The 26,916-nt window shown below is 69.8% G+C and carries 30 protein-coding genes; 22 read left to right on the top strand and 8 right to left on the bottom strand.

What is annotated here, in order from left to right; translation table 11 throughout:
• Window positions 1-331 precede the first annotated feature (331 nt).
• Window positions 332-637: a hypothetical protein gene (locus tag ACIP5O_RS31430; RefSeq protein ID WP_401299501.1), complete on the top strand. Its 306-nt coding sequence runs from the start codon at window positions 332-334 to the stop codon at window positions 635-637.
• Here ACIP5O_RS31430 and ACIP5O_RS31425 read toward each other — a convergent pair.
• The 4 genes from ACIP5O_RS31425 to ACIP5O_RS31410 all read right to left on the bottom strand — a co-directional run bounded on the left by ACIP5O_RS31425 (window position 621) and on the right by ACIP5O_RS31410 (window position 2,926).
• Entirely contained in the window at window positions 621-869 is a 249-nt protein-coding gene (locus ACIP5O_RS31425) for a hypothetical protein (protein ID WP_401299499.1), read from the bottom strand. The two genes, ACIP5O_RS31430 and ACIP5O_RS31425, sit on opposite strands and share 17 nt — an antisense overlap.
• Before the next feature lie 339 nt (window positions 870-1,208).
• Window positions 1,209-1,538 (bottom strand): hypothetical protein, encoded by a 330-nt coding sequence (locus tag ACIP5O_RS31420; RefSeq protein WP_401299496.1) that lies wholly within the window; start codon window positions 1,536-1,538, stop codon window positions 1,209-1,211.
• Complete coding sequence (locus ACIP5O_RS31415; protein ID WP_401299493.1) at window positions 1,535-1,963, bottom strand: hypothetical protein; 429 nt, start codon at window positions 1,961-1,963, stop codon at window positions 1,535-1,537. Before ACIP5O_RS31415 ends, ACIP5O_RS31420 begins: the two co-directional genes overlap by 4 nt.
• Window positions 1,964-2,284: 321 nt before the next feature.
• Entirely contained in the window at window positions 2,285-2,926 is a 642-nt protein-coding gene (locus tag ACIP5O_RS31410; protein ID WP_401299490.1) for a hypothetical protein, read from the bottom strand.
• 223 nt (window positions 2,927-3,149) lie between these two features.
• On the opposite strand from ACIP5O_RS31410, the gene ACIP5O_RS31405 reads away from it, so the two are divergent.
• From ACIP5O_RS31405 to ACIP5O_RS31390, 4 genes are all read left to right on the top strand, one after another.
• Complete coding sequence (locus tag ACIP5O_RS31405; protein ID WP_401299487.1) at window positions 3,150-3,599, top strand: hypothetical protein; 450 nt, start codon at window positions 3,150-3,152, stop codon at window positions 3,597-3,599.
• A complete protein-coding gene (locus ACIP5O_RS31400) occupies window positions 3,584-3,937 on the top strand; it encodes a hypothetical protein (RefSeq protein WP_401299484.1) in 354 nt (117 codons plus the stop codon). Before ACIP5O_RS31405 ends, ACIP5O_RS31400 begins: the two co-directional genes overlap by 16 nt.
• A 62-nt stretch (window positions 3,938-3,999) precedes the next feature.
• Entirely contained in the window at window positions 4,000-4,359 is a 360-nt protein-coding gene (locus ACIP5O_RS31395; RefSeq protein ID WP_401299482.1) for a DUF6221 family protein, read from the top strand.
• Window positions 4,356-5,588: a hypothetical protein gene (locus ACIP5O_RS31390; RefSeq protein ID WP_401299479.1), complete on the top strand. Its 1,233-nt coding sequence runs from the start codon at window positions 4,356-4,358 to the stop codon at window positions 5,586-5,588. Before ACIP5O_RS31395 ends, ACIP5O_RS31390 begins: the two co-directional genes overlap by 4 nt.
• Window positions 5,589-5,658: 70 nt before the next feature.
• On the opposite strand, the gene ACIP5O_RS31385 is transcribed toward ACIP5O_RS31390, so the two are convergent.
• Window positions 5,659-5,928: a hypothetical protein gene (locus tag ACIP5O_RS31385; protein WP_401299477.1), complete on the bottom strand. Its 270-nt coding sequence runs from the start codon at window positions 5,926-5,928 to the stop codon at window positions 5,659-5,661.
• A gap of 123 nt (window positions 5,929-6,051) precedes the next feature.
• Between ACIP5O_RS31385 and ACIP5O_RS31380 the strand changes: the two genes are divergently transcribed.
• On the top strand, window positions 6,052-6,195 hold the full coding sequence (locus ACIP5O_RS31380) for a hypothetical protein (RefSeq protein ID WP_401299474.1): 144 nt from the start codon (window positions 6,052-6,054) through the stop codon (window positions 6,193-6,195).
• A gap of 156 nt (window positions 6,196-6,351) precedes the next feature.
• On the opposite strand, the gene ACIP5O_RS31375 is transcribed toward ACIP5O_RS31380, so the two are convergent.
• Window positions 6,352-6,576, bottom strand: coding sequence for a DUF397 domain-containing protein (locus ACIP5O_RS31375; RefSeq protein WP_401299472.1), 225 nt, complete (start codon window positions 6,574-6,576; stop codon window positions 6,352-6,354).
• Window positions 6,573-7,493 carry a DUF5753 domain-containing protein gene (locus ACIP5O_RS31370; protein WP_401299469.1) on the bottom strand — a complete coding sequence of 307 codons (921 nt, stop codon included), beginning with the start codon at window positions 7,491-7,493 and terminating at the stop codon, window positions 6,573-6,575. The genes ACIP5O_RS31375 and ACIP5O_RS31370 overlap by 4 nt, the downstream gene beginning before the upstream one ends.
• 363 nt (window positions 7,494-7,856) lie before the next feature.
• On the opposite strand from ACIP5O_RS31370, the gene ACIP5O_RS31365 reads away from it, so the two are divergent.
• The 15 genes from ACIP5O_RS31365 to ACIP5O_RS31295 all read left to right on the top strand — a co-directional run bounded on the left by ACIP5O_RS31365 (window position 7,857) and on the right by ACIP5O_RS31295 (window position 18,299).
• Window positions 7,857-8,351, top strand: coding sequence for a hypothetical protein (locus tag ACIP5O_RS31365; protein WP_401299466.1), 495 nt, complete (start codon window positions 7,857-7,859; stop codon window positions 8,349-8,351).
• A 138-nt stretch (window positions 8,352-8,489) separates the two neighbouring features.
• Window positions 8,490-8,660 (top strand): hypothetical protein, encoded by a 171-nt coding sequence (locus tag ACIP5O_RS31360; protein ID WP_401299463.1) that lies wholly within the window; start codon window positions 8,490-8,492, stop codon window positions 8,658-8,660.
• 52 nt (window positions 8,661-8,712) lie between these two features.
• Window positions 8,713-9,312: a class I SAM-dependent methyltransferase gene (locus tag ACIP5O_RS31355; RefSeq protein ID WP_401299460.1), complete on the top strand. Its 600-nt coding sequence runs from the start codon at window positions 8,713-8,715 to the stop codon at window positions 9,310-9,312.
• A gap of 229 nt (window positions 9,313-9,541) precedes the next feature.
• Window positions 9,542-10,051 (top strand): DUF6082 family protein, encoded by a 510-nt coding sequence (locus ACIP5O_RS31350; protein ID WP_401299457.1) that lies wholly within the window; start codon window positions 9,542-9,544, stop codon window positions 10,049-10,051.
• A gap of 401 nt (window positions 10,052-10,452) precedes the next feature.
• Window positions 10,453-11,427: a D-alanine--D-alanine ligase gene (locus ACIP5O_RS31345; protein ID WP_401299454.1), complete on the top strand. Its 975-nt coding sequence runs from the start codon at window positions 10,453-10,455 to the stop codon at window positions 11,425-11,427.
• 16 nt (window positions 11,428-11,443) lie between these two features.
• On the top strand, window positions 11,444-12,064 hold the full coding sequence (locus tag ACIP5O_RS31340; protein WP_401299451.1) for a C39 family peptidase: 621 nt from the start codon (window positions 11,444-11,446) through the stop codon (window positions 12,062-12,064).
• Window positions 12,057-12,416 carry a glutamate ligase domain-containing protein gene (locus tag ACIP5O_RS31335; protein ID WP_401299448.1) on the top strand — a complete coding sequence of 120 codons (360 nt, stop codon included), beginning with the start codon at window positions 12,057-12,059 and terminating at the stop codon, window positions 12,414-12,416. The genes ACIP5O_RS31340 and ACIP5O_RS31335 overlap by 8 nt, the downstream gene beginning before the upstream one ends.
• Before the next feature lie 108 nt (window positions 12,417-12,524).
• A complete protein-coding gene (locus ACIP5O_RS31330) occupies window positions 12,525-12,965 on the top strand; it encodes an NUDIX domain-containing protein (protein WP_401299445.1) in 441 nt (146 codons plus the stop codon).
• Complete coding sequence (locus tag ACIP5O_RS31325) at window positions 12,946-13,821, top strand: hypothetical protein (protein WP_401299443.1); 876 nt, start codon at window positions 12,946-12,948, stop codon at window positions 13,819-13,821. Before ACIP5O_RS31330 ends, ACIP5O_RS31325 begins: the two co-directional genes overlap by 20 nt.
• Window positions 13,822-13,938: 117 nt before the next feature.
• On the top strand, window positions 13,939-14,244 hold the full coding sequence (locus ACIP5O_RS31320) for a hypothetical protein (RefSeq protein ID WP_401299441.1): 306 nt from the start codon (window positions 13,939-13,941) through the stop codon (window positions 14,242-14,244).
• A gap of 248 nt (window positions 14,245-14,492) precedes the next feature.
• Window positions 14,493-14,921, top strand: a complete 429-nt coding sequence (locus ACIP5O_RS31315; RefSeq protein WP_401299439.1) for a hypothetical protein — start codon at window positions 14,493-14,495, stop codon at window positions 14,919-14,921.
• Window positions 14,922-14,969: 48 nt separating this feature from the next.
• Complete coding sequence (locus tag ACIP5O_RS31310; protein ID WP_401299437.1) at window positions 14,970-15,332, top strand: hypothetical protein; 363 nt, start codon at window positions 14,970-14,972, stop codon at window positions 15,330-15,332.
• 1 nt (window position 15,333) lies between these two features.
• Complete coding sequence (locus ACIP5O_RS31305) at window positions 15,334-17,766, top strand: phage portal protein (RefSeq protein ID WP_401299434.1); 2,433 nt, start codon at window positions 15,334-15,336, stop codon at window positions 17,764-17,766.
• Window positions 17,766-17,978 (top strand): hypothetical protein, encoded by a 213-nt coding sequence (locus ACIP5O_RS31300; RefSeq protein WP_401299431.1) that lies wholly within the window; start codon window positions 17,766-17,768, stop codon window positions 17,976-17,978. Before ACIP5O_RS31305 ends, ACIP5O_RS31300 begins: the two co-directional genes overlap by 1 nt.
• 117 nt (window positions 17,979-18,095) lie before the next feature.
• Complete coding sequence (locus ACIP5O_RS31295) at window positions 18,096-18,299, top strand: hypothetical protein (RefSeq protein ID WP_401299428.1); 204 nt, start codon at window positions 18,096-18,098, stop codon at window positions 18,297-18,299.
• Window positions 18,300-18,390: 91 nt separating this feature from the next.
• On the opposite strand, the gene ACIP5O_RS31290 is transcribed toward ACIP5O_RS31295, so the two are convergent.
• Window positions 18,391-18,723 carry a hypothetical protein gene (locus tag ACIP5O_RS31290; protein ID WP_401299425.1) on the bottom strand — a complete coding sequence of 111 codons (333 nt, stop codon included), beginning with the start codon at window positions 18,721-18,723 and terminating at the stop codon, window positions 18,391-18,393.
• Window positions 18,724-18,962: 239 nt separating this feature from the next.
• Here ACIP5O_RS31290 and ACIP5O_RS31285 point away from each other — a divergent pair.
• A partial coding sequence (locus ACIP5O_RS31285) for a helicase-related protein (RefSeq protein WP_401299422.1) occupies window positions 18,963-26,916 on the top strand: 7,954 nt, incomplete at its 3' end.

Raw genomic sequence — 26,916 nt, 5'->3', positions numbered from 1 at the left:
CATGCCCCGGCCGATCAGCTTGCCCACGTAATCCGACTCGCGAAAAGAGTTCTTCCTGATGAGGATTCGAAATGCGTCGGCGTGCTTCACGAGAATCCAGACGGTGTATTTCTCTCGACCGTCTTCCTCGTGCGATTCCGATTTCGATCTCATGTAAGGAGGTCCTTTCAAGTGTGATGCGTCCCCACGATCCCACAAGATCACCGACCCGAGCGCCACCATGAGCGAGATCCGGCCGCACTGGGTTGGCCCTGGCCCTGACCAGGCCTCATTCCGTTCGATCTTCCCCAACTGTCGGGAATCAGCGGGAGTACGTGACTACGCTCGGCACATGACCGTGCTGACCCCCGAACCGTGCGAGAAGCCGTGCTGTCTCCTGGCAGCCGTCTTCCGCTCCTCGTACGAGCGTGCCCTCGGCCGGGGGGAGCCGGCCAGGGCGACGGAGGCCATCGAGGACTGGGCGGAACACCAGATCGAGGCGCATGGGGCCGAGGCGCCGGCGGTCCCCTCGTGCCCAGCGTGCCAGCGGCTCGACCTCCCGGCACCGGACGGTGTCTCTGCGGAGACCTGGGACTTCACCGGCCGGGTCCACCGCCTCGCGCACCGCCTCGCGCCTCCGGTCATCCAGCCGAGCTGACCTCGGCTCGGTCCGACCACTCGACTCGCAGGTGGTCCTCGCCGTACCGCCTTCCCAGCGTCGGCACAGCAGCGAGCAGCCGGCCACGCGCCTGATCCTCCACGTACGAGCGGGGGACGCCGGAGCCCTCGGCGACCAGCGCGGCGGCGATCGTGAGCTGGTAGGCGAAGACCTGGCCATCGTGCACGCCCGAGACCTTGACGGTGACGGTCGACCACTTCGACATACTCACGGGCGCAGCTCCAGCAGGAGTGTGGTCGCACGGTCCCAGCAGCTCGTACACGGCCGGTCTTCGGAGCCGCAGACTGCCCTGGCCAACTCGGGCAGCAGGGCCGTGCCCAGCTCGGGGCCGTCCGTCAGGCGAAGAGCCGCCCCGGCTTTCCGCGTACAGCTCTGGCAGGCCGTCGCCTTGCCGGAACGGCGCCCACAAATCGTCAGAGCCGCCTCCAGCAGACGGGCGTCCGTGCCGGACGGGGTACTTGCGCTCACCGTTGCTCCACAAGCCGCACAAGGCCCCCCGCCTCGCGCGGGGGGGCCGATACTGAACAAGACGGAGTGGGAGCCGATTTCGCTACACCCGAGCGGCGAGAATCACACCACGGCCCCGGGGGGAAGCGGGCGTCGAGCGCGGCGTGGCCGACACCCAGCCTCCCGCCGTCTCGTACTCCATCCCCGAGGTGACGTGGCGCTTCACCGGCCGCAGTTCCCCGTCGAGCAGCACCACGAGGTACTGGCCCGCGGTGTCCACGATCGTCCCCTCGTCCCCATGGGAACGGACGCGGCCGCCGATGTCGACCTTGACGCCGCAGCGCTCCTCCAAGCCGTAGTACGAGCGGATGTGCTCCAAGTCGGAGGTCCGGCGCTGCCGCTCCATCCGCTCTTCGTCCCAGCGATGCATCATGCGGTGTTGCTCTCCTCGAAGCCAGTGGCGGCGCGCAGCTCGGTGAGCACCAGGACAACGCGGCCGCCAGCCTGGCCGCAGCGCTCGCCAGGCCGCGGGTCGGGCCCACGTAGGCGGGTGGCGTTGTCGTCGGGCAGTACGCCGGCGTCGACCAGGCCGTCGACCGCGGCCTTCACGGTCGGGGACCAGTTTCCCGGGTCGAAGTGGGTGGTGCGCGGCCCGGGGTGCACGAAGTAGACGACGTGCGCCCACAGCAAGGGCGGAATCCGCAGCGAGCGGGCGAGGGTGGCCACGTCGCCGCGGATCGCCGCCGTACGGCGAGCCTTCTCGCTCCAGTGCGGATGCCGGTCGTTGCTGTTCAGCAGCTTCAACCCGTCGGGCACCGGGATCTCCCACGTTCGCCCCGGGACGAGGCCAGCGGGCATCGTCGTACCGTCCTTCCGCGGTCGCGTACGCCGGAGTGCTGTTGTCCGAGACGTCTCCAGCCGGGCCCGAAGGGCGGCGAACTCGCGCCCGCTCACACGAAAAACCACAGGTCACGCCTCCAAGCCGGTATGTACAGGGCGCTCAGGTTGGCCCCCAGGACCGGCTTCGGTCGCGTCGAGTGGACTGGGCATGTAGCTCCCCTTTCTGGTGGTGTCGATCCCAGATCGGTGGTCGCTCTTCCGCCGTCGGGGTTGCTGATGTGCTCGCGGGCTACTCGCCCGAGGGGGCGAGTAGCCCGCTGGCCGAGGTGCCCGGCGGGGTCATCCTTCGGTGGCCGGGGGCGGATCGAGCAGCGGGTCCGGCGGGCTCTGGGCCATCCGGTGCACGACCCAGACGGCGAGGTCGCCGGCATGCCGCTCCAGGAAGTCCTGCGCGAACTCGCGGGCACCCTCGTGCGTCATCCCCACCAGATCCTCCAACAGCTCGGCGAGGTGGCCGACGATGGCCTGGGGGTCACCGGCCGGGGGCTTGTTGTGCCGCTGGAGGGCGGTGCGGAAGACCGGCACCAGGGCGGGGGGCATGGTGAAGGCGTGGGTCTTGCGGTATCCCTCGGGGCCGGCCTTCGTGGAGGTGAGCACCCCCGGCACGGACGCGGGCCAACGACCCTTCTCCGTAAGCGACTTGACCGCTCGGGTGAGGCTGGTGGTGGCGCCGTTGAGGCGGCCCTCGCCACGCTGGGCGCGGAAGTCGGCGCCGAGCGCGCGGCCGTCGCCCTCGACGGCGAGCCGGATGAGGTGCCTGGCGTCCGGGGTGACCCGGTCGAACAGCTCGGCGGCGGTCTCGACAGTGGGGGTGTCGCCGGTGGTGAGTGCGCCGGCCGGGAGCCGGGCGAGGAGCGCGTGCACCTTGTCGAAGAAGTCGGGGGGCGCGCCGCTGATATGCAGGGTGTAAGAGTCGTTCACTCGGGCCCTTCCAGAGAACTGGAGATGACTGGGGGTTCAGTGGAGACGATATCGAGTCCGACCCCCAGTTCGCCTCCAGTTCCGCCGCACTTCTTCGCGGCGGCCTCCGCGCGGGCGCGCCGGACCGGGTTAGGTAAGCCTTATCCGGTATTCTGCCTGGAATAGGGGATGGCATGGCACCGTAGCGACGAGCGCTCGGGCCGGCGCCCCGGAGGGGGACTTCGTGGACGAGCGGATCGAACAGAACAGCGAAGAAGGCGGACGGGAGGGCTCCGGCCCTGCCGAACTCGACCCCGCCGGGCGCAGCCTCCGCGGCGGCACCGGCAAGACCCGCTCCACCACGGCCGACATGGTCGACGCGCTGACGGCGACCGGCTTCCGGCCGAGCGTCGACCAGCGGCTCGCCCTCTTCGTCAGCGCCCGCGTCCAGGAGCTCGGACCGGACTACGGCGCCGCCCACAACCTCGCGGTCGGCACCATGGCGCTGCTCGTCTCCTTCACCGAGATCCTGCCCCACCTGACCGACAAGGGCCCCGACTACGCCATCGGGGTGGCCGACGGCCTCGGCCAGGCGCTGCGCTACATCGCCGGCGCCTGGCACCAACACCCCGACTACGAGGAGGCGTTCGCCGTGCAGGACCCGGCCACGACCGAGACATGGGTCCGCTCGTGAACCGCCGCGGCGGGTACAGCCCGCAGGGCCACCGGCCCGAGCCGACGAAGGCCCCCGCCACCGGCTCCCCCCTCTCTCCGCCCGAGCGCCCCGACATCGACGCGTACGCGGACATGAGCGCCCAACTCGACGCCTTCCACGCCTTCTTGAAGGCGCGAGCAGCGGAGAACCCGGCCGTGACCCTCTTCTCCTACGAGGCCCTGGGCTACGCCCGGGGATACGCCGACGCGTGCATGGAGAAGGGCGACATCGTCGGCTTCGTGCGCAAGCTGGAGTGGATGCGCACCGAGGCGCAGCGGTGGCGGGACCACCCCGACTGGCCGGGCCGGACGGCGTGAACGACGGCACCATGCCCGGGGAGCGACCGGAGCGACCGGGGGACGGACATGCCCGAACGGGCATGTGGACCGGCTTCCTGCGGGCCCGGGTCGAGGAGGAGCGGCGCGGTGCGCTCGCGGCGTCCGGTGACGGCTGGTGGGAGCCGTCCGCGCCGGGCGCGGCCCGCTACGGGGTGACGGCCGGCGGCCGGGTGTTCGCGCCGGTCCTCACCGGCCGCGGCCTCGACGCCGACGAGGAGGTCACCTTCCACGTGCTGCGCAACCAGCCGGGCCGGACGCTGGATGACCTGGACGCCAAGGACGACCTGCTCGACCTCCTGGACCAGGTCCCCGACGGTCCCCTCGCGGAGCGGCTGCTCGCCGTCGTGAAGAAGTTCGCCGCCCCCTTCCACGACCACCCCGACTACCCGGAGGAGCCGTGAGTGCCGAGCCGGAGGCCGTGGACGTCGAGGTCGTCGACGCGGAGCTCGTCGACGACGAAGCCCTCCCCGACACCACCCGTGTCCGCCCTCGCCGCTTCCGCGTCACCCAGCACACCATGCTCCGGCCCGGCCAGCTCCCGCCGTCCGACGACGACGTGCCGCCCTGGACCGACGCCGACTTCCGGCTGACCGACGAGGAGATGGACGAGCTCGAAGAGCCTGCCCTCGCCGCCAGCACCCTGACCAACCGCACCTCCTCGGTCGGCGCCTTCGAGCGGTGGTGCGCCGCCCAGCGGCCGGTGCGGATCGCCCACCCCTGCACGACATCCACGTACACCTCCTACGGCCTGCACCTGATCCGGCTCGGCAAGAAGGGCCAGTACGTCCCCGACAGCGTCGGCGTGATCATGTCGCGGATCTGGAACTCGCAACCGGTCGACTACCGGCCGGACCCGAGCGCGTTCAAGGGCCGGCTCAAGCTCTGGCGCAAGGAGTGGGCCGCGAACGGTGGCGAGGTGCAGCGGTCGGCCGCCGTCACCCTCCCCTACAACCTGCGGATCATCGACAAGATCGACGAGTCCACCCCCATCGGCAAACGCGACGCGTTCCTCTGCGCGCTCGCCTACGCCAACTTGCACCGCGAGATGGAGCTCGCCGACCTGCTCGTGCCCCGGCTCAGGATCTACGACACCGGCGTACACGTCGTCACCGCCACGTCCAAGACCGACCAGACCGGCGCGGGCAGCGGCCGCTACATCACGGACCGGGCCGACCTCCAGCTCGTCCGCCGCGCCCGCGCCTGGTACGCCGTCCTGCGCGAGCTCGGCGCCGACGGACCCACCGACCCGGTCTTCCGCGCCCTGACCACGAAGGGCAGGCTGCGGAAGTACCCCGAAGGCCGCGAGCGCGGCAACCGGCTGGCGGAGGGCTCTCTCAACGAACGGCTCCAGCTCCTGGCCGAACGCGCCGGCGTGCCCTACATCGACGGCAAGAAGGTCACCTCACACTCCTGGCGCGCGGGCGCCAACACCGACATGGCCGCGGTCGGCGTCTCTCTGGCCGCGCGCAACAAGGCCGGCCGCTGGGCCGATGGCTCGCGCACCGCCGACCTCGTCTACGACCGGCCCCACGGCCTCGGCACCGACGACCCCCTCGCCAAGGTCCCGCTCCACGGCGGCCCCGCCCACGCAGCCGTGGCACAGGCGCGTGCCGAAGAAGCTGACACCTGATCCGAAGACGACGAGGCCCCACCTCCCAAGGAGGCGGGGCCTCGTCGTCTTCGGATACCCGCCGGACGGTTCAGGCCCGCTTGTCCTTGTTGCCCGAACCGTTCGGCCGGGGCTTGTCCGTCTTCTTGATGACCTGCCGGTCCGGATGGTTGTTCTGGCCCTGGTTCCCGTTGAACGGGTTGTTGTTCCCCTGATTGTCCGGCCGCTGCGGCGACATGACGCGGAACAGAGGGGGCTGGGGCCGGAAGGGGTTGACGTTGTCGAAGCTGTCACCGAGGTGCGGGGAACCGCCGATCCAGTTCCAGGCCGTAGGGTTCCTCAGCTCGTGGAAGTCTGCCATGAGAAGACGGTACGCCCACGGAGGAACGCTGTCAGCAGAGTGCGCAGTTTTGACTGGAAACCGTCAAAAGGAGGAGGGCGTTGCCTGCGACACTTCCCTCGGGAGGACCGGAGAGAAGGGGCCGTGGCCGACATGGACGAGTACCGCGAGGCCGCCGAAGCGCGAGCTCGCGGACGGAAGACACCGCTGCTGACCATTGCCGCGTACGCCGGCACCGCGATCCTCGTGCTCGTGCTCGTTGCCTGGCTGGGGACGGCGCTCGGCTGATGATCGGAAGAGCCTTCTTCTTGAACGCAGATGCAGGGCCGTATCCGATGTCGGACCAGGTGGTTAAGGTGACCGTGTAGTGCGCACTGCTGTACGACGGAGGCCCGCTTCCCCCTCACAGGCCGTGGGGGAAGCGGGCCTCCGCCATGTGCTAGATCAGAGCGTGCCGGCGGCGACGGCCGTCACGAACGTGGAGAACGCGCCACCGTGCACGAGCAGCGCCGGGCCAGCAGGATTCTTCGAGTCGCGGACCGCGATGCCGGTGTGCGAAGGGCGGACGTCAGCGGCCTCGATGCACTGGCCGTTCTCGCCGCTGTACGAGGACTTGACCCAGGTGGCGTCAGGAAAATCGGTCGCCATCGGAGTCGTCTTGGTGGTCACTTGTTGCTTCCTTCCAGGTGCTGGATGAGTAGATCCCGTGAGCGGTCCACCGGGAGTGCGATGGAGGCAATCTGCTCGAAGCCGGTCTCCAGAAACGCGACTTCATCCGGGTCCTCGGTGTGCGAGCCACCGAAGCTGTTGTCGATGCTGCCGACCTTCACCCACGGGTAGTCGAAGCCCAGGATCGTGGCCGGACCGTCCGATCCGTAGAACGGATGCGCCGTGAGCGGCACGATCTGGAGGGTGACGTTCGGCTGCTTCGAGACGTCGATCAGCTTGCGGAGCTGATCGCGCATGATCGTAGGGTCCCGGAATCGGGCGTGAAACGCTGATTCGGGGACGAGAGCGTGAAAGTCCACGGGATCGTCGGTGCGCGTCAGGATCTCCTGGCGCGCGAGACGCATGTTGATGCGCAGTTCGACCGTCTTGGCGAGTTCTTCCGTCCTCGGGCTGGCAGCGATGATCTCGCGGGCATACCCAGGGGACTGCAAGGCGCCGGGAATCACCACGGGGTGGTGGGTCTTGACCTCCTTGGCGCGGGCTTCGAGCTGAACGAAGTCGAGCAGGGACGAGCTGACACGGCCGTCGTACGCCTTCCACCAGGCGCCGTTGGACGCGGCCAACGGCTCCTCGGCGGCTTCGGCGACGGCCTCGATCGCCCGCGTGTCCGTGATGCCGAGCAGACCAGCGTACTCGCGGACCTCGTCGGCGCTGATCTTGTAGAGACCGCGCTCAATCCTGCCCAACTTGACGCTGTCCCAGCCCATGAGCTTCGCGGCGACGCCCGAGGGCATCGGGCCGCGCCAGCGCCGCATCTGAGAGCCCACCCGGCGCCGCATGACCGTCGGCGTGGCCCGAGTGGTCGGCGGCCGCTTGTTCTTGGCCGCCGGTGCCGGCCTCGTTCGTGTCTGCGTCATAGACGCAGTCTGGCACGTCCACGACGCAGACCGGTACGTCGTAGACGCAGATTCGTGAGTCATGGACTCGCCTCGCAGGTCACCAACTCGAAGCAGCAGTCCGTGTGTTCGATCCTTTTACTAATTCGTGCGTCCATCTTGCGCTCGCACCGTCAAAAGGAGCAAGCTGTTCTCGGAAGGCGATGTGACTGAACGTCAAATCACAGGCAGTCGGCTGCGCTCAGTCACTGCGTCTTCTGGACGAAGGAAGAGGGTCAGGCGGCCTCCCCGCCGCCTGGCATGGCTCGCCGGCCTGGGGTTCCCTCGGTTCCCCAGCCGGCGGCCGTGTCGCCCGCCACGCCCCCAAGCTGAGCCGAGGCCGTCATGCGCCAGAGCACCACCCGCGTACCGAACACCGACTGGATGGACAGGTCGAACGCGTCACGGCGCGCCATCAGACCCCCCGGCACCCCGTTCCAGTCCGTAAACCCCGCCGAGCACCTGCAACGGTTACGGATCTCGCTCAACGAGCAGAACTTCGACCACAAGCCGACGCGTGGCCGCCGCGTCTGCCTGTACGTCCGAACCCTCCCGAAAGCCGACCCCGAGCCGTTCTTCGCGCCGCTCCGCGTCGAGGCCGCCCGCCTGGGCTGGCAGGCCGGACAGGAGATCCACGACAGCGGCGGCCCTCAGGCGCCGCAGCAGTCGGCCGGCTGGCTCCGTGTGCGGAAGCTGATCCACGAGGGCTTCGCGGACGGCGTGATCGCGGTCAACCGGTTCCACATCAGCCGTGATGACGGCGAGTACGTCGCCGAGTTGAGATTCGTCCACGAACGGTTGGGCGTCACCGGGCTGATCACCCCCGAAACCGGGTCTTGAAGAAGGCCATGCGGTGGATGGACGAGCGCGGGTGGGGATGGCGACAGGTCGCCGTACAGATCCTCTTCGTGATCACCGTCATCGCGTTCGTCCTGTGGATGCTGCTGCTCACCGAGCACGAGATGTGAGGACTTTCAGATGACCGCCCCCCTGCCCCGCCGCGAGCCGTTGGCGGCCTGGAAGGCGATGGCTCCTCGTGAGCCGGAGCCGTCCGAGTTCGACGCCTTCGCGAAGGACAGCGCCCCGAACGACCGGTTCTCCGCCGAGCGTCTGGAGCGCCTTCGCGACGCCCTGGTGGTGACCGAGTGACCTGGGGTGCGAACGGCACCGTCGAGAACGCCCAGAGGCAGGGGAAGTAGATATGATCATCAGCCCTTCCATGGCCCACCCCCTGCCCGACTGGGACCTCCTCTACCAGCAGGGCGGGCTCCCCCAGCCGATCAGCGTCGGCGAAGTGGACCGGTTCCGGTACTACACCGGCGCCGCCCCGGGCCAGGTCGCTCTCGACATCGGCACGGGCCTGGGCTCCTTCGCCTGCCGGATGGCCAAGATCGGCCTGCACGTCACCGGCTACGACTCCTCCCCGACCGCGATCGAGCGCGCCCGCCACTTCCACACCGGACACGCCAACGAGCGGTTCGAGACCCACAACTTCGACGTCGGCGCGGCCCCTCCCCACCTCGTGCCCGGCAGCGTCGACTTCGTCGTCTGCCGCCACGTGCTCCCGTTCCTGGACGCGACCCGGCTGATCACCGACATCCGCAGGTGGCTGCGCAGAGACAACGGCGTACTGCACGTGACGACGTCCGTCAGCGAGAAGCGGCCCAACGGCTCGAAGGTGCACGCCTTGTCCGAAGCCGCGGTGAAGGAACTCGCTCGGGGCTGGGCCTCCTCCCGCCGCTACGACCTGGACCCGGCCGGCGCCGTCACGGCCGTGGTTCTGCGCGGACCGTACGGCTGATCCGAACTCGCTCCCGGCCTCGTGTCGGGTCCGACGCCCGTGACGGGGCTACGGGCCGGGAGCGGTACCACCTCCCGGCATGGACTACTACGCCAGCCGTTTTCCTCCTCGGGCGGCATACGGCGGAGTGCCGAGAAGTCCGTGCCGGGAGCCCCACCCCCTTACCGGGTGCTACCTCTCATTGCCGGAGCTTCCGGGGACCGGTTCCACTTCCACGAAGGGCAAGTTCATGAAGACCTCCAGGGCCATCCTCATCGCCACCGCCACGGTCGCCGTCGGCATCCTGAACGCGGGACGCCTGCACCGGGAGAGGGCCGAGCTCGCCGAGAAGCGGCACCGGGAGACGATCGAGCTCTCCAGGGAGCAGCACCAGCAGCGGCTCCGGCTCGACACGGCCGCTCTCCACCAGCGGCTGCTCGGGGCCATCGCGACCGACCCCGAGCACTGGGGCATCTGGAACAAGGGAGACCTCACCCCGGAACAGCTCGCCCAGATGGTGCGGGTCAACTCCCAGATCAGCCTCAACCACCTGAACTACGAGCTGGGCGTCGTCACTCCGGAGGAGCTGCGCGTGCAGGCCCGCAGCCTCATGGAGCGGCCGGCCGTCCGCGACTTCTGGAGCGAGACCCGCGACTTCCGGTCCAAGGAGTCCGGGGACGAGCGCACCCAGGAGTTCATCGAGATCTTCGACCGCGAGCACGCCGCGGCCAGGAAGCCCGTCGAGCACGCCGCCGCGTAGAACTCCGTTCCGGCTCCGAGGCCCGAGATCGGGCATCGGCCGGATGCGGTCCGCGGGAAGACACCTGCCTTCCCGCCCCCAGACGCCGCGCCCCGCCCGCAGACCCCCCGTACTGCGCGGGCGTTGAGCGCGGCGCGCCCCGGCACGGCCCCCGGTCCCGTCGACCCGAGGGGGCCGTGCCGGACGGCCCACCAGACCCCCGTCCCCGGCCTATTGCCGGGTCTCATCACGCCCATCCGGGGCGTAGGTCGAGGGGCGGGTCCCCACCTCCGGCCGGACGCGATCAAGCGGCCGCGTACACCTTCGACACCGACGATGGTTCTCCCACCGCGCGGCATGGCACCCGCGTCCGGCCGGACCCCCTGAACCCCCTGATCCCTCTGAAGCGGAAGGAGAGCACCATGCCCACACACACGGTGCCGGACATCAAGACCTTACGGATCGGTGTCCTGTGCGGAGGCGACTCCCCCGAGCGGCCCGGTTCACTGGCCTCCGGCGAAGCGGCCGCGAAGGCTCTTGTGGAGGAAGGCCTCCACGCGGACCTGATCGACTGCCGAGACGTCCCGCTGTCGGCGCTGCCCGACCGCATCGACGTCGCCCTCCTCGGTCTGCACGGGCTCGGCGGCGAGGACGGCAAGATGCAGGGCGCGCTGGAGACCATCGGCATGCCGTACACCGGCTCGGGTGTCATGGCGTCCGCGCTCGGCATGTACAAGCCGACGTTCAAGACGCTCGTCGCCCAGGAACGCATGGACACGCCGAAGTGGGTGCCGGTCGAGAAGCAGAACACGGTCTCCTCGATCCTCTCCTCCGTGCGGTACACCCTCGGCTTCCCGGTGTTCGTGAAGCCCAGCTCGGGCGGCGGAAGTCTCGCGGCCGGCATCGCGCACGACGAGGCCCAGCTCACCGAGATGATCGAGAAGGCGCTGGAGGCCGATCCGTACACGGACTACCTCGTCGAGGAGTACGTCAAGGGCATCTCCTGCAGCGTCGGTCTGATCGAGGTCGAGGGGCACGTCCAGGTCCTGCCGGTGCACTCGGCGGTGACGGACCGCGAGTTCTACGACTACGAGGCCAAGCACGACGCGTCGCTGCGGACCGAGAACTGCCCGGCCCTGCTGCCCGACCACGTCACGGACGCCATGAAGTACATGGCGAAGCGGGTGTTCCGCACGATCGGCGCGCACGGCGTGCTGCGGGTCGACTTCCTCGCCGCCGCGAACAGCAGGATCACGATGCTGGAGTGCAACACCCTGCCGGGCCTGTCCGAGCGCGGGAACCTCGCCACCATGGCGAAGGCGGCCGGCATCCCGTACCCGACGCTCGTGCAACACGTCGTGAAGACGGCCTTCACGAAGCCGGCCTACCTGCCGTAGGTGAGACCGTGGACCCATGAACGAGTCCACGACCAAACACCCCGTCCCGTACTACTCGCAGTGGGAATCGCCAGAGCTGGTACCCGAGTTCATCGCTGGTGCCCGCGACGCCGCCGACGACCCGCTGTGGCTGAAATCCGGAGCCGACACCCCGGAGGAGTACGCGTTCTGGGCACCGCGGATGTGCGGTGTCGCGTGCGCCCGGATGGCGCTCGACCACTGGAAGAGGCCCGTGCCGCCGTCGGTGACGCTCGTCCGCGAGCTCGTCGACGCCGGCGCGTACGTCCGGGACGGGAACCACGTACGGGGGCTGATCTATCAGCCGTTCGCCGACTACTTCACGAGCCGGTGGGGACTGGAAGCCAGGTCGGCCCCGGAGCTGACCGCCGCCGAGATCAGGACAGCGGTCGGCGGCGGTCAGCTCGCCTTGCTATCCGTGCACAAGACGATCCGTACGAACGCCGAGGCGCCGCCGGTGAAGGGTGGCCACCTAGTCCTCGCGGTCGGGATCACGAAGGAGGGCGTGATGCTCCACAACCCGTCGGGGCTACCCGGCGTCAACCAGGAGTTCGCGCCCGTCACCTGGGAGCGCCTGGACCGCTTCTACGCGGGCCGGGGGGTGGTCCTCGGTGGCTGAGCAGCAGCAGGAGCAGCCCGAAGGCCGCCTGATCGTGGTGCTCGGAGAAATGCTCGAACTCGGCGACCAGGAGGCACAGGCCCACAGAGACGTGGGCAAGATGGCGGCCGAAGCCGGTGTCGACATCCTCGTCGCGGTCGGCGGCGCCATGGCGAAGCAGCTCGCCCTGGCGGCCGCAGACGCCGGAGTGCCGGAGGTGGCGATCGTCGCTGACAACGCGACCGCCACAACGCTCGTTGAATCGCGGCTCAAGCCCGGCGACAAGGTGCTGGTGAAGGCGTCGCGCGGCGGGATGCTCTGGCAGGTCGCCCAAGGCCTCGCCGGTCAGGAGGTCACGGGGCTTCTGCACTAGCGGAGCCTCGACAGAGCCGGGAGACGGCCCGTCTCCCGGCGTGGAGGAAGGGAAGACGGTGAGCAGAGGAACGCGGTGGCCGGACCAGCCCGTAGAGCTGGGGAAGGCATGAACGGGGTGGTCGTGGTGGCCCTGGACGATCGTGAGCATGTGACGGTGCTGCGGCGACAGTACGCCATGGGCCTTGGCGCATACCTGACGCTGCCCGGCGGCGCGTCGAACGTGGGCGAGGCGGATGTGACGACCGCCGAGCGGGTGTTGCGCAGCAAGACCGGGATCGAGGCCTCGAAGTGGACGCGCCTCGGATCGTTCCTGCACGCGACGGACTGCCCGGACCGGACGACGCTGTGTCTCGGGGAGGGCCTGCGGTACGGGGACGCGGAGGAGGTGACGTTCGACAAGTTCGACATAGACCTCATGCCGCTGCCGGACGCGATCAAGTCGGTGATGTCCGGTGACTTTGTGCTGCCGACAAGCGCTCTGGCGCTGATGATGGCAGAGCGCCTGCTGAACGAACGGAGAGGGCGCGATGTACTCACCACCCACTGACCCGGCGAAGACCGTCCGCATGATGGCGGCGCACCAGCGCGCCAGGAACGCCCTCGGGGTACGACTGGCCGACCGGGGGAAGTGGGGGTGGCACGGCCGCAGCCTGTCCAACCGCGTCGAGCACCCCGGGCACGGCCCGTGCTGGCTGCGGATCGTGGAGGAGATCCCCGAGCGGGCGGGCGCCACCCCGCAGTGGTCCGGCACGGAGCTGACCGTGCGACGCTTCCGCGAAGTACTCCGCCCCGGCGTCATCGCGATCCACGACATCCACGAAAGGCATTGGTCCTACCGCGCGGAGCTGATGACCTTCGTGGACGAGCCGATGCTGTCGCAGACGCCGCAGCTCACCGAAGAGCTGGAGTTGTCGCGGCTGTGGTGGGCGCGGACGAGGGCGAACCTCTACCACGTGAGCCAGGAGCACACCGACCGGACCGCGGTGCGCGCATCATGGATCGAGCGGGTCGTGCCGGAGATGACCGGCTACCCGGCCCCGTACGTGACGCACTGGACGTGCGCGCACGGCGACTTCCACCCGGCGAACGTCACCGCGGAGGCGACGATCCTGGACTGGGAGGGCTGGGGCATGGCGCCGTACGGCTGGGACGCGGCGCTCTTCTACGCGTACTCGCAGACGGCTCCGGCCACCGCAGCCGTCGTGTACCGGGAGCTGTCGACGTGGCTCGCCCACGAGTCCGGGCAGGTGGCGATCCTGATCGCGTGCGCGTCGCTGTTGCAGTCCACCGCGCGCGGCGACTACCCGGAGCTGGAGCCGCACCTGCGCCGGTTGGCGCAGCACGCGGCGGCTGCTCTCGCGGAGGCTGAGAAGAACACGCGTCCGAGGCTGGCCAGGAGCTGATCGGTCTCCGGGCGACCACCACCGGCGAAGAGACCTTCCCCCGCAACGAGAAGACTCAACGATCCGAATCCGCCCTCCCGGCCTCCCGAAGCCGAACTCGAAAGGAGTACACACCTCATGACCGCGTCACCGAAACGGGGCCAGTGGATCAGCCTCGGGATGCTCCTCGGGGGGCACGCCGACGAGGACCAGCACCCGCTTCCCAGCTACTACACCCCGCCGCCGATCCCGGAGGAACCCGAAGACGACGAGGAGGCGTGGGAGATCATGGAGGCGGGCGGATACACGCCCGAGGTGCAGTATCCCGGCAACCGGTCCTCGTCCTGGACCAGCCGGTGTAAGGACTGCGGCCAGATACGGCGTCCCACCGTTTCCGAGGTGGAGGCGGGCATACGGTGCAAGCACAGAGGCCGCCAGGCGTGAAGCCGTCTTCGTCCCGCAAGCCGAGGGGCCCGGTGCACGGCGCACCGGGCCCTTCGGCGTCGGCTCACGTCGCTCGGAGTCCCGTGACCGCCTTGTCGGCCCGCGCCGCCAGCAACGGCCATCCGGCCATTCCGGCGGCTCCAACGCGCCTCCGAAGCGGCAGCGCGCGACAACAGGTCACCGTCCGGTGTAACGGAAACCCAGGCCACTCCGTCCATTAAGGCGTCCCGAGCCTGGAGGAACCGCACGTGCCGACGCCTGTACTCGACCAACTCGAATTCGATCTCTTCGGCACCACCGAGCCGGCCTTGGCCCCGGAGCCCGAGGAGCCCAAGGACCTCTCACACTCCTGGGTGGTCGCCGCCGAGATCGCGGTACAGGACCGCATCGCCAAGATCGCCGACTTCCGGGGCTCCTTCACGATGGGCGACAACACCCGGGTCGACGCCCTAGAGGTCTACTGCGGCAACTGCCGCCGCCCGTACGAGGACGTGGCCGACGCCGATTGCGAGGCCCAGATCGACAACAGGCACTTGATCGGCGGCGACCAGAGCGTACGGGCGAAGCGGAAGATGCCCGCCCCGCCCCCGCCGAGCGCCATGATCATCCCAGGCGGTCGAATCCAGCGCCGCGGCATCAACGCCTACGTCGCCGGCGTCTCCCGACCGCCCCGCTGACCACGCAGCGCGCGACGCAAGGCACACCATCTTCCTACGGTCCGCCGCGTGAAGACATCGCCGAACCTCCCACCCCTCCCGAACCACAGTGCGCCCCGCCATCATGTGGCCCGCGAGCTCGTCGGGCTCTTCCTGATCGGAGCCGGGACGGTCGGCCTGCTGTGGGTCACCTCCACGGTCACCCCGCTCCTCACCCTCTTCCTCATCGGCGCCGGGCTATGCACCGGGGCCCTCGGCACCCTCTTCGGCAGTCCTTCCCTCGGCAGAACCGCCCGAGCCCTCCTCGGCTACCTCCCGCTCGGCATCGGCCTGTCGCTGATCACCTTCGCCGCCTGGCTCGTCTCCCCGTGGACTCTCGCCTGCGCCCTCGTCACCGGCGGCGGCGTATGGCTGAGCAGCAAGGAGGCGTGACATGGGGCGACGCTGGCTCCCCGCCCTCCGCTCGCTCGTCACCCCCGGCCCCAAGCCGGCCGAGTCGAAGACCGTCACCTGGACCGGCGGCTACACCTCCACCACCCACGCCACCGCGACGACCTCCTGGGGCACCGAGGGACGCGCAGACGGCTGGGACCTCAACAAGGTCGTCACCGAGGGCTTCGAACAGAGCATCTGGACGTTCAAGGCGATCGACACCATGGGCAAGCACGCCTCCCGGCTGCCCCTGGAGATCGGCCGCGGCCTCACCGAAGACGGAGAGTTCGAGGAGACCTTCCCCGACCACCCCCTCCTGCGGGTCCTGAACGGACAGGCCAACCCGCTAGAGACCGGGCCGGTCCTGCGGAAAAGGGCCTCCGGGCAGATCCTCCTCTCCAAGAGGGGCGCGTTCATCGAGGTCACCCGGTCCAACCGCGGCACGATCACCCGGCTCGACCTCCTGCCCCCGGACCGGGTCATCCCCGTACCCGACCCCAAGGGCGAGTACATCAAGCACTACGAGTTCACCACGCTCTACGGCGATGTCCGAGAACTCGACCCCGAACGCGTCCGCTGGATTCGCGACCCACACCCCACCGACCCCTTCTCCGGCATCACGCCCCTGGAGGCCGCGGGCATATCGGTCGACCTCGACCACCTCAGCCGGCTGTACAACGTGGCCTTCATCCGCAACGACGCCCGGCCCGGCGGTGTCCTCGCCGTCGACACCTCGACCATGTCCGCCCGCGACATGGACCGGCTCGAACACCGCTTCCTCCCGGGCGCCGAGTACGCCGGGCACCTGTCCGTGATCGGCTCGGGCCCCGGCGGCATGAACTACGTCGACCTGGCCGCCCGCCCCCGGGAAATGGCGTACGAGCACGCCTCGCAGAACGCCAAGGTCGAGATCCTGGCCGCCTTCGGAGTGCCGGAGTCCGTCACCGGCAACGCGTCCGGCCGCACCTTCGACAACGCCGAGCAGGAAGAGTACGGCTTCTGGGTTCACACCGAGCTGCCGCACCTGGAGCTGATCGCCAACGCCTTCGCCAGCGACCTCGGAGACGACCTCTCCATCCGGTACGACACCTCCACCGTCGAGGCCTTGGAGCTGCCGCGCCGCAAACGCCGCGCCGAGGCCCGCGAGGAGTGGGAAGCCGGGCTGATCTCGATCGACGAGTACCGCAAGCGCTCGGGCTTCCCCGCGTACGACAACGCACACAGCCGCGCCCTGTGGATCTCCCCGCAGAAGGCCCCCGTGCCGCAGCACCCCGCCGACGCGGCCGCGCTCGGCATCGCCGGGCCCGGTCAGCAGCCCGGCGCCGAGGACCCCCTCGCCGGACACCCCGCCCCGACCGGCGAGCCCCCGGCGCTCGACCCCGGGGCCGAACCGGACGGCGCCGCCGCCCAGGCCGTGGCGCAGGCTCGCGCCGAGGGAGCTGCCCCGGCCGGACCCGGGCCGGCCGCGGCTGCCGTGGAGCAGGCCCGCGTCCAGGACGCTCCCCCCGGCTCGGGAGCCGCCGCAGCCGCCGTTGCGGAAGCACGAGAGCACGACGAACCCGAGCCGGGCCTGGCCGCGGCCGCCGTCGATGAGGCCCGCGGCATCCAGACCAAGGGCCTGCCGACCAGCGGCCCGCGCGAGCACGTGGTCACCGACGACGACTTCGACCGGGCACGTCTCGCCACGGCGGCCGCGCTCGACGCGCTCTTCGCCCGGCAGCAGGGCGTCATCCTCGCCCGTCTCCGATCGCCCAAGGCCCGGAAGAAGACGAGGTTCTGGGCGGCGGACGGTCCTCACGACACCAGGGGAGGCACGACACCGCTCGACACCGCCCGGATCGTGGACGCCGAGCGCTGGACCGACGAGGCCGCGGACACCTTCACCCCGATCCTCACCCAGGCCGCCGCCGCTGTCGCCCGCGACATCGCGGCCGCGTTCGGCGCCGACCTCCCGCCGGCCGCTGCCCAGGGCGGGATCGCCACCGCGGTGCTCGCCGCCGTCGCCGCCGCCACCTCCACCCTCCACGACTTCCTCGAAGGGCTCGCCGGACTCCTCGACCAGGCTCAGGGCGTCACCGACGACCTGGAAGACCTGGCCTCCCTGATCCGCACCGTCTTCGCCGACCGCGCCGCCGACGTTGCCCGGCACGTCGCCGAAGCCGCCGCCACCGCCACGGTCAACGGTGCCGCCGAAGCCACGGCGGCCGCGCTCGGCCCGGGGGTCGAGCGCACCTGGATCACCCGCCGCGACGACCGCGTGCGCCCCGCCCACGAGGCGCAGGACGGCGTCACCCTGCCCGTCACCGAGCCGTACGACGTGGCCGGCTACCCCATGCGCTACCCGGGCGACCCGATCGCCCCCATCGCCCTGACCGCCAACTGCCGCTGCCGCCTGTACTACCGCAGCACCAACACCGAGGAGAAATCCCCCTGATGTGGCCCGCCATCTGGATCGCCTGGACCTGCGTCTTCGCCGTCTTCGAGACGATCGCGCTCATCAGCCGCCGTGACGACGACACCCTCTCCGAGAACGTGCGGGCCCTCTTCCGCACCCGCACCTCCAAGGCGGGCCGCGCGGTCTTCGCCGTCGCCTGGTTCGGCTTCGCGGGGTGGTTCGGCCTCCACATCCTCACCGAGACGATGTGAGCACCTGCTTCTCAGCCCTGAGAACACGCCGGCTCGGTAGCCTGGTTCCAGGCGGCACGAGGGCTTCGCGGCCGCCACGATCCCCGGAACAGCCCCGAACTCCCCGAGGAAGACGCCGTGCTGCCCCAGATCCCGCTCGACGATCCCCGCGTCCTGGCCCTGGCCAAGGCCCGCCAGCAGTTCGCCCACGACTGCTCCCACCTCCCGACATGGGAGGAGCTGACCGAGGACGAGCAGGCCGACGGGCTACCCGACGCCCGCAACTACCTCGAAGCGGCGATCAACGCCGGGTTCGTCATCGTTGCGCCAGCGGGAGGCTGAGCCGGCGCCCGGGGCCGTCGCCGGGTAGGGAAGATCCCGGCGACGGCCCCGCGAAACGACTCCTGGCCCTCCAGGAGATCCGATCAGGGAACTACGACCGGCTGGTGGTGAAGGCCTGGCCGCCGTCGGTACGGCACAGCTCTCCGTCCTCTTCCAGCCGCAGCACGCACACGGCCAGGCTCATCGCCTCCTGGACGGTCTCGATCAGAAGGAGTTCGCCGATTTCCTGCAAGCGGGCCGAGGCGCCGGGGATGGTGTGCAGCATCCTGCGGACGTCGTCGCTGTACCTGTAGGAGGCGGCGATGTTGGCCTCGGTCAGCATGTCGCGCCACTCGAAGCCGTCGTCGGCGGGCGTGTAGCTGCTCAGCTCCTCCCAGTCCTCTTCGGTGGGCGGAGCGTGCAGGTGGGCGATGTCGAGGCTCATCGGTCAGTCCTTCCGTGGCGGGCGGTCATGAAGGCAGCGCTGGGAACCGGTGCGCCGAGCGCAGCCGGTCTTCGTTGCGATCCTCGGCCCGCGAAGGGCCGCCACGGCAGGGGAGCCCTGCTCGGTGGCGATTCTAGCGGCGCGGCCCGCCTACCCAATACTTCAAAGGACCTCCTTTGCGGTGCGGCGTCCGATCGAGCACGCGACGTTAACCACCCGCGGTGTGCATGGTCCGCCACATGCAGATCGACACCGCCGCTGACCGCCGCCTCGCCAGCCTCGAAACGAAGAGGCTCCGCCGCCCGTGGAATCCCGATCTGCACCCCCGCGACAGCAAGGGCAGGTTCATCGAGACGGGCGGCGTGGCGAGGATGTGGGGCGGCGGCATGGCCCGCGTCGTCCGGGCCCTCGGCGGCCGCAACGTCCTCGTAGAAGACCTGACCACCCGAAAGCGCTCCACCGTCCACGCCTCGCGGCTGACCATGGTCGCCCGGCCTGACGGCACCGCCCCCACCCGCAGCAAGCGCAAGGTCCGCGACGAGGACGAGCGCCGCACCAAGGACCCCAAGCGCGGTACGGGCACTCAGGACCAGGACGACGCCGGCGACGACGGCCAGACCCCCGACGACCCGCACGACAAGGACGACGAGGGCAACGACGTCGGCGCGGACGCCGAAGGCGAGGACCTGGGCGAGGGCCCCGAGCCGGAGGACGACGATCCGTTCGTCCCCCAGGGCCGCGTCATGCCCAACGACAAGGACGACGAAGGCGGACTCCTCCCGGACGCCGCCAAGACCAACCGGCCCACCCGCCACTACCCGAACCTGCTGCGCATCGACGGCGGGGACGGGCGCTCCGGACACATCGCCGGCCGCGGTGACGCCCTGCGCGCCCGCGGCCCGAAGAAGACGGAGAAGGACCCCGACCGCGAGGGCCAGTTCCACGACACCGACCATGCCCGCCGCGCGGTCGCCGAGCTGAGCACGGACTACTTCGCCGACCTCGAAGCCGTCATGCCCCGGGACTGGAACAACTCCGAGGCGGACGAAGCCTTCGGCGAGCTGTACGAACTCTCCGGGGACGGCACCGACTTCCTCGACGAGATGATTGACGGCCACATCCCGTACGACGGCGCCGACCCCCAGGACCGCAACGCCCCCCAGGATCTCGACACCGTCCGGGACCTCGCCGAGGAAGCCGAACGGCTCGCCGAGATCGCCGAGGGAGACGGCCACGAAGACGTCGCCCGCTACGCCCAGAACCTCGCCGACGCCCTGAACCTCACCGTCCAGCGGTTCGAGGCCCACCACGGGAAGAAGATCCCGAAGCCGAGGAAGAACGGCAAGCCCGCCCCTCGGGCCTGGCAGGACGAGCCGGTCCCGCAGCCCAAGAAGACGACCCCCCGGCGTGCGGCCGCGAAGAAGCCGGCGCCCGCCGACAACCGCCGGTTCAAGACCCTCGCCGACGTCCAGCAGCACTGGGCCAGCGGGGAGCTGACCCCGTTCACCGAGGAGCAGGACCGCCAGGAGCGGCACACCCGCGCCGTCCGGCAGATCTACGCCAAGCTCCAGAACCCCCAGATGTCCAAGGGCGGCACCTTCGTCGTCGCCAAGGCCACGCTCAAGCGCGGAGACGGCACCCCCGAGACCCGGTACGTCATCGACCACATCGCCACCGGCGGTCAGCTCACCTCCTTCGGCCGGAAGGCCGAGGCGACGGACTTCGCCAACCGACTGGAGCAGGCGCAGGTCGACGGCCGCCCGTTCGACTGGGACAGCCCCGGCCTCAACGACCGCCTCCAGGAGGAGGGCGCGAGGGCGGAGTTCGGCCGGCTCCTCGCCGAGACGGAGAAGGCGTACGACGCGAAGGCCCGCAACAAGCGCGGCGGCATCCGCCAGCAGCCGAATCCCGAGAGCGCCGCCGCCCGCGAGATCGCCGATCGCTCCGGCGTCCCCGAGGGCAACGTTGCCGTCGGACACGTCGGCCCGACCCAGGACACCGACCGGGCGGGCGCCCGCACGCAGGAGAAGCCCGAGAACGAGCGGCCCGACGGAGACGAGAAGCCGGCCCCGGACCGCCCCGCCATCCCGTCCGACGCCGTGACCGGCGATGATGACGACACCAAGCCGAAGGCCGACGACCGGCCGGACAACCAGCAGCAGGAGGAGCAGCAGAGTGAATCCGTACGGCGAGCGGGCTCAGGCGTACTGGACGACGTACCGGCCGACGGCGCTGTCGGAGATCCCGGAGAACGAGAGGGAGGCGTTCTTCACCCGGATCGGCGAGGCGGTCGAGACGGAGATCGGGGAGACGTTCATGGACCTCGTGCCGGAGCCGGAGCCGGGCGCGGAGCTGGACGCGATGGCGCGGAACGGCCAGATTCAGATGGCGAAGCTGAGGGCGCGGGAGGCCGCGATGAGCGAGCTGGTGTACGTGGAGAAGGAGGCCGGGACGGAGGACAAGGACATGCCGATGACGAGGTCCCTGCCGACGATCACCGCGTAGCCTTCGGCTCCTCCGCACAGGAGGAGACCGCCCCCTCCTTCACCCCGCCGGCGGACGGGCGCTCGCTCGTCCCGTCCTCCGTGCGGGCCCGCGTCCGCGCGAACATCGCAGCCATCGAGGTGCTGCGCCGCCTGGAGGACGAGAAGCGCCCCGCGACCCCCGCCGAGCAGGACACCCTCTCGCGCTGGAGCGGTTGGGGCGCCACGCCCCAGGTGTTCGTGGAGGACCCGAAGGAGGAGTTCGTCCCGCTCCAGGCCCGGCTCAAGGAGCTGCTGAGCGAGGACGAGTACGCCGCGGCCGAGGCGAACACCCTCAACGCCCACTACACCGACCCCTCCATCGTGCAGGGCGTCTGGCAGGCGCTGCGCGACCTCGGCTTCGACGGCGGCGACGTGCTGGAGCCCGGCTCCGGCAGCGGCAACTTCATCGGCTACGCGCCCGACGGCGCCCAGATGACCGGCGTCGAGCTGGACCCGATCACCGCGGGCATCTCCAAGGCGCTGTACCCCCACGCCGACATCCGCAACGAGGGCTTCGAGAAGACCCGGGTGCCCGACGGCACCTTCGACATGGCCGTCGGCAACGTCCCCTTCGGCGACTACAAGGTCGTGGACCTCCGCCACAACAAGGGCGGGCACAACATCCACAACCACTTCATCCTCAAGAGCCTCGACCTGACGCGCCCCGGCGGCCTCGTCGCCGTGGTGACGTCCCGCTACACCATGGACGGCGCCACCGCGCGGGCCGAGGACGCCCGCATGGAGATGGCCCGCAAGGGCGAACTCGTCGGCGCGATCCGCCTCCCGTCCGGCGCACACCGTCGCACGGCCGGCACCGAGGTCGTCACCGACCTGCTCGTCTTCCGGCGCCGCGACAAGGACAAGGAGTTCACCACCGGCCGCGACCGCAAGGGCGCGGTGAAGCTGGCCCGCGGCAAGGACGACCCGCCGACCTGGGTGCACTCGATGAAGGCCGAGGGGCTGCCCGGCCAGACCCCGCCCGGCCAGAACGAAGACCTCCCGCTCGGCGAGTCGGTCTTCGTCAACCCGTACTTCCTGCACAACCGCGAGCGGGTCCTCGGCGAGATGGCCGTCGGCTCCGGCATGTACCGCGACGGCGAACTCCGCGTCGACGGCGACGGCCACCTGGAGCCGGCGCTCGACAAGGCGCTCAAGAAGCTCGTCGCCGACGCCAAGGCCGACGGCCTGGGGTACAAGAAGGACAACGGCAACCGGACGAAGGCGAAGCTGCTCCCGCCCGGCTCCGACCGCATCGACGGACACGTCCAGGCCGAGGACGACGGCACCTTCACCCAGGTCCGTGACGGCCAGATCCACCCCTTCCACGTCCCGGCCACCCAGGAAGACGAAGTCCGCCAGCTCCTGGGCCTGCGCGACGCGATGAAGGCCCTCATCGCCGAGGAGTCCCGCCCGGACGCCGACGAACAGATCATCACCATGCTCCGGGCCGACCTCAACGCCCGGTACGACAAGTACCACGGCAAGCACGGGGCCCTGAACCGCTACACCTGGGGCAAGCGCAAGGCCACCGACCCGATCACCGGGGAGACCGTCGAGAAGGCCACGAAGAAGCGCCCGCAGATGGGCGGCCTCATGGCCAAGGACCCGACGATGGCGGTCGTCCTGTCCCTCGACGCCTTCGACATCAGCACCGGCCAGTCGAGCAAGGCGTCCATCTTCAGTAAGCGGCAAGCCGTCCACCGCACCATCGCGGGCCGCGCGGACTCGCCCGAGGACGCGATGGCGCTCGTCCTGGAGGAGCACGGCCGCCTCGACGGCGAGGCCCTGGGCAAGATCCTCGGTCTGACGCCCGAGGACGCGCGGACCCGGCTGCTCGAAGCCCGATCCAAGGACCCGGACAGCGGCAAGGAGTGGCCACTCGTCTTCGAGCCGCACGACGGCGGCGACCTGATCCCGGCCGCCGACTACCTGTCCGGCAACGTCCGCGGCAAGCTCAACGAAGCCCAGCAGAAGGCCGGTGAGGACCGGCGCTTCGAGGTCAACGTCCGGCACCTCGAAGAAGTCCTCCCGCCCGAGATCTCCCCGGGCGAGATCGACGCCCCGATGGGCGCGGCCTGGATCGGCTCCGAGCCCGTCGAGCAGTTCCTCCGCGAGATCCTGCGCGACCGGAACGTCCGCGTGTACTACCACGGCGGCTCGATGTGGAAGGTCGAAGCGCCCGACGGGACCAAGAAGGGCAGCGCTGCCCGCTCCATCTGGGGCACCCAGCAGTGGAACGCGATCAAGCTGGCCGAGGCGATCCTCACCAACGGTCGCATCCAGGTCCGGGTGAAGCCCGAGAACGGCCCCTCGTACATCGACGAGGAGGCGACCGCCGCCGCGCAGGCCAAGGCCGAGGAGATGCGCGAACGCTTCCAGGACTGGCTGTGGGAGGACCCGAAGCGCGCCGACGCCATCAAGAAGGCGTACAACGACACCCACAACAACCTGGCCCTCCGCTCGTACGACGGACAGCGCCGAACCATGCCGGGCCTGGCCTCCTGGTTCAAGCCGCACGCGCACCAGCACTCCGCCGTCGCCCGCATGGTCAACGAGCCCGCCGTGCTCCTCGCGCACGAGGTCGGCGCCGGCAAGACCGCCGAAATGACCATGGGCGTGATGGAGCTGCGCCGCCTCGGCCTCATCAACAAGGCCGCGATGGTCGTGCCCGGCCACATGCTCCAGCAGTTCCACGACGAGTTCGTGGAGCTGTACCCGCAGTCCGCCGGCCGGATTCTCACCGCCTCCAGCGATGACCTCCAGGGCCGCAAGCGCCGCGAGTTCATCGCCCGCGCCGCGACCGGCGACTGGGACGCCGTGATTTTGACTCAGAACGCGTTCGAGTCGATCCAGATGCGGCCCGAGGCCCAGATCGCCTACATCAAGCGGGAGAAGGAGGCCCTGGAGAGGGCCCTCAGGCGCCAGAAGCAGAACGAGGAGGAGGAAGGCCGCGGCGGACGCTCCGAGTCCCGGATGGTCAAGGAGCTCCAGAAGAAGCTCAAGAACCTCGAAGCCAAGATCGAGTCCAAGATCGTGGCGTCCAAGGACCTCGCCGGCCTGTACTTCGAGGACACGGGCATCGACTACGTGGTCGTGGACGAGGCGCACCACTACAAGAACCTCGCCACCAGCTCGTCCATCCAGGGCGCCGCGATCGAGGGTTCCAACCGGGCCTCCGACCTCGACATGAAGCTGGAGTACCTGCGGTCCAAGACGAAGACGGGCCGCGTGGTCACCTTCGCCACGGCCACCCCGATCTCCAACAGCGTCACCGAAGCGCACACGATGCTGCGCTACCTGCGGCCCGACCTTCTCGAAAAGGCGAAGATCCGTGATTTTGACGACTTCGCCTCCACCTACGGAAAGATCGTCTCCGGCGTCGAGCTGGCTGCGGACGGATCAGGTTTCCGCGAAGTCTCCCGTTTTGCCGCGTTCCGGAACATGCCGGAGCTGCTGAGGATCTGGCGAACCGTCGCCGACGTGAAGACCGCCGATGACCTGCACCTCGACGTCCCGGACGTCGCCGGTGGCAAGGCCGTCACCATCACCGTCGACCCCACCGACGGACAGATGGCCTACCAGCAGGAACTCGCGGCCCGTGCCCGCGCGGTGAAGGAAGGCCGCGTCGAGCCGACCGAAGACAACATGCTCAAGATCTCGTCGGACGGGCGGAAGGTTTCGCTCGACCCGCGGATGGTCGGCCTTGACGAGATGGGCAACAAGCTCCCGGCGGCCGCCGACAACATCCACCGGATCTACGAGCAGACCAAGGATGCGGTCTACCCGACCTCGAAGAACGACGACACGCCGCACGACACCCCCGGCGGCCTGCAGATCGTGTTCCTCGACATGGGCACCCCGAAGGACCCGGGGCGCAAGAAGAAGGGGAAGAAGGACAGCGCCCCGACCGACGTGGACGAGATGTCGCAGTCCGACTTCGCGGCCTACGACGAGCTCAAGACCCTCCTGGTCGACCGCGGTGTCCCCGCCGAGAAGATCCGCTTCATCCACGAGGCGAAGAACGACGCCGAGAAGGCCCGGCTCTTCGAGGACGCCCGCACCGGCAAGATCGCCGTCCTGCTCGGCTCCACCACCAAGATGGGCACGGGCACGAACGTCCAGCTCCGGGCCACGGCGCTGCACCACCTCGACTGCCCGTGGCGGCCGGCCGACCTCGAACAGCGCAACGGCCGGATCATCCGGCAGGGCAACGCCAACCCCGAAGTCGCCATTTTCCAGTACGTCACCGAGCAGTCCTTCGACGGCTTCTCCTGGCAGACCGTCGCCCGCAAGGCCAAATTCATCCGGCAGCTCATGAAGGGCAACCTCACCGACCGCACCGTCGAGGACATCCCGGACGGCGTCTTCAACCCCGAGCAGGTCACCGCCATGGCGACCGGCAACGCCTACCTCCTGGAGCAGGCGAACGTCCGGGCCTCCCTCGCCGTCCTCCAGCGGAAGTTTAAGGGCTACCTGCGCGCCCAGGAGGGCTTCAAGTCCACGATCCGCGGCGCCGAACTGCTGCGCGAGCACACCGACAAGCTCGTCAGGCAGCTCTTGGACGTCGCCGAGCGGAAGAAGGACACCCGCGGCGACAACTTCGAGGCGACCATCGGCACGAAGACGTTCACCAAGCGCCAGGAGGCGATGCAGGCCCTCGCCACCGCCGCGAAGGCCGTCATACGCGACGGCGACAAGCAGCCGTACGGCACCCACAAGCAGCACATCATCGGCAAGATCGGCAACATCGAGGTCACCGCCCAGTACAAGCGGGACTGGAGCCGGCCGTACGGCGAGCAGGGCACCGCGACGATCTCCTTCCCCGACGTGCCCTACAGCAGCCGCACGTACGGCGAGGGCGACCTCGACATCAACGGGATCACCCCGATCACCCGGCTCGAAGACTCCCTCGCCAACGTCGAGGCCGACATCGCCCGTGCCCAGTCCCGCCTCCGCGTCGAAGAGCGCAACGCCGACGACGCCAAGCTGCGCGTCGACCGCCCCTTCGAACAGGCCGACGAACTGGACGCCGCCGAGCGCCGCAGCAGGCTCGTCGCGGCCGCCATCCGCGAGCAGAGCCGCGACGTCTCCAGCCCCGACGACATGGCCGCGAAGCGGTCCCGCCTGGAGCAGATCGAGCACAACCTCCGCGAGGCCCGAATAGCTGCCGGCGAAGACCCGGCCGACGCGGACGATCCCGCCCAGGCCCAGGACACCGACCTCCTGCCCCGCACCCCGGCCCCGCCGTCCATCAACACCGACTCCAAGGGCACCACCCGGATCGTGTGGCCTGACGCGGAGAAGCGGAAGAAGCGCCGCGCCCGCGAGAAGGCCGAGCGCAACGGCACCCCGCTCCCGGACGACTCCGACGACGCCACGCCCCTCACCCCGGAGAAGGTCCGCGCCGACCTCGACTCCCTGCGCGAGGAGGACCGACTGGAAGAGGTCACCGACCCGGAGGAGATCGTCCCCCCGGCTCCGGCCAACGAGGACGAGCAGGCCCCGGCCGAGAGCAACGAGGAGGTCGTCGACGACGCTTCGGACAGCGGCGACGGAGCAACGAGCACGCTCGACCCGGAGAAGGTCCGCGCCGACCTCGACTCCCTGCGCGAGGACAACGAGACCACCCCCGAGAACGACCGTGCAGAGGGGACCGACTTCCCGGCCC

Origin of the sequence: Streptomyces sp. NPDC088915 (genome assembly GCF_044749825.1) — a bacterium.
GTDB lineage: Bacteria > Actinomycetota > Actinomycetes > Streptomycetales > Streptomycetaceae > Streptomyces.
This window is presented reverse-complemented; position numbering and strand designations above follow the sequence as displayed.

What these genes read in the sequence shown, in the direction of transcription:
- ACIP5O_RS31365 (WP_401299466.1), top strand. Translation starts at nt 7,857, where the DNA reads ATGCGCCAGAGCACCACCCGCGTACCGAACACCGACTGGATGGACAGG.
- ACIP5O_RS31415 (WP_401299493.1), bottom strand. Translation starts at nt 1,963, where the DNA reads ATGCCCGCTGGCCTCGTCCCGGGGCGAACGTGGGAGATCCCGGTGCCC.
- ACIP5O_RS31420 (WP_401299496.1), bottom strand. Translation starts at nt 1,538, where the DNA reads ATGATGCATCGCTGGGACGAAGAGCGGATGGAGCGGCAGCGCCGGACC.
- ACIP5O_RS31370 (WP_401299469.1), bottom strand. Translation starts at nt 7,493, where the DNA reads ATGACGCAGACACGAACGAGGCCGGCACCGGCGGCCAAGAACAAGCGG.
- ACIP5O_RS31430 (WP_401299501.1), top strand. Translation starts at nt 332, where the DNA reads ATGACCGTGCTGACCCCCGAACCGTGCGAGAAGCCGTGCTGTCTCCTG.
- ACIP5O_RS31290 (WP_401299425.1), bottom strand. Translation starts at nt 18,723, where the DNA reads ATGAGCCTCGACATCGCCCACCTGCACGCTCCGCCCACCGAAGAGGAC.
- ACIP5O_RS31320 (WP_401299441.1), top strand. Translation starts at nt 13,939, where the DNA reads ATGACCGCGTCACCGAAACGGGGCCAGTGGATCAGCCTCGGGATGCTC.
- ACIP5O_RS31345 (WP_401299454.1), top strand. Translation starts at nt 10,453, where the DNA reads ATGCCCACACACACGGTGCCGGACATCAAGACCTTACGGATCGGTGTC.
- ACIP5O_RS31305 (WP_401299434.1), top strand. Translation starts at nt 15,334, where the DNA reads ATGGGGCGACGCTGGCTCCCCGCCCTCCGCTCGCTCGTCACCCCCGGC.
- ACIP5O_RS31340 (WP_401299451.1), top strand. Translation starts at nt 11,444, where the DNA reads ATGAACGAGTCCACGACCAAACACCCCGTCCCGTACTACTCGCAGTGG.
- ACIP5O_RS31400 (WP_401299484.1), top strand. Translation starts at nt 3,584, where the DNA reads ATGGGTCCGCTCGTGAACCGCCGCGGCGGGTACAGCCCGCAGGGCCAC.
- ACIP5O_RS31330 (WP_401299445.1), top strand. Translation starts at nt 12,525, where the DNA reads ATGAACGGGGTGGTCGTGGTGGCCCTGGACGATCGTGAGCATGTGACG.
- ACIP5O_RS31360 (WP_401299463.1), top strand. Translation starts at nt 8,490, where the DNA reads ATGACCGCCCCCCTGCCCCGCCGCGAGCCGTTGGCGGCCTGGAAGGCG.
- ACIP5O_RS31355 (WP_401299460.1), top strand. Translation starts at nt 8,713, where the DNA reads ATGATCATCAGCCCTTCCATGGCCCACCCCCTGCCCGACTGGGACCTC.
- ACIP5O_RS31325 (WP_401299443.1), top strand. Translation starts at nt 12,946, where the DNA reads ATGTACTCACCACCCACTGACCCGGCGAAGACCGTCCGCATGATGGCG.
- ACIP5O_RS31350 (WP_401299457.1), top strand. Translation starts at nt 9,542, where the DNA reads ATGAAGACCTCCAGGGCCATCCTCATCGCCACCGCCACGGTCGCCGTC.
- ACIP5O_RS31385 (WP_401299477.1), bottom strand. Translation starts at nt 5,928, where the DNA reads ATGGCAGACTTCCACGAGCTGAGGAACCCTACGGCCTGGAACTGGATC.
- ACIP5O_RS31395 (WP_401299482.1), top strand. Translation starts at nt 4,000, where the DNA reads ATGTGGACCGGCTTCCTGCGGGCCCGGGTCGAGGAGGAGCGGCGCGGT.
- ACIP5O_RS31300 (WP_401299431.1), top strand. Translation starts at nt 17,766, where the DNA reads ATGTGGCCCGCCATCTGGATCGCCTGGACCTGCGTCTTCGCCGTCTTC.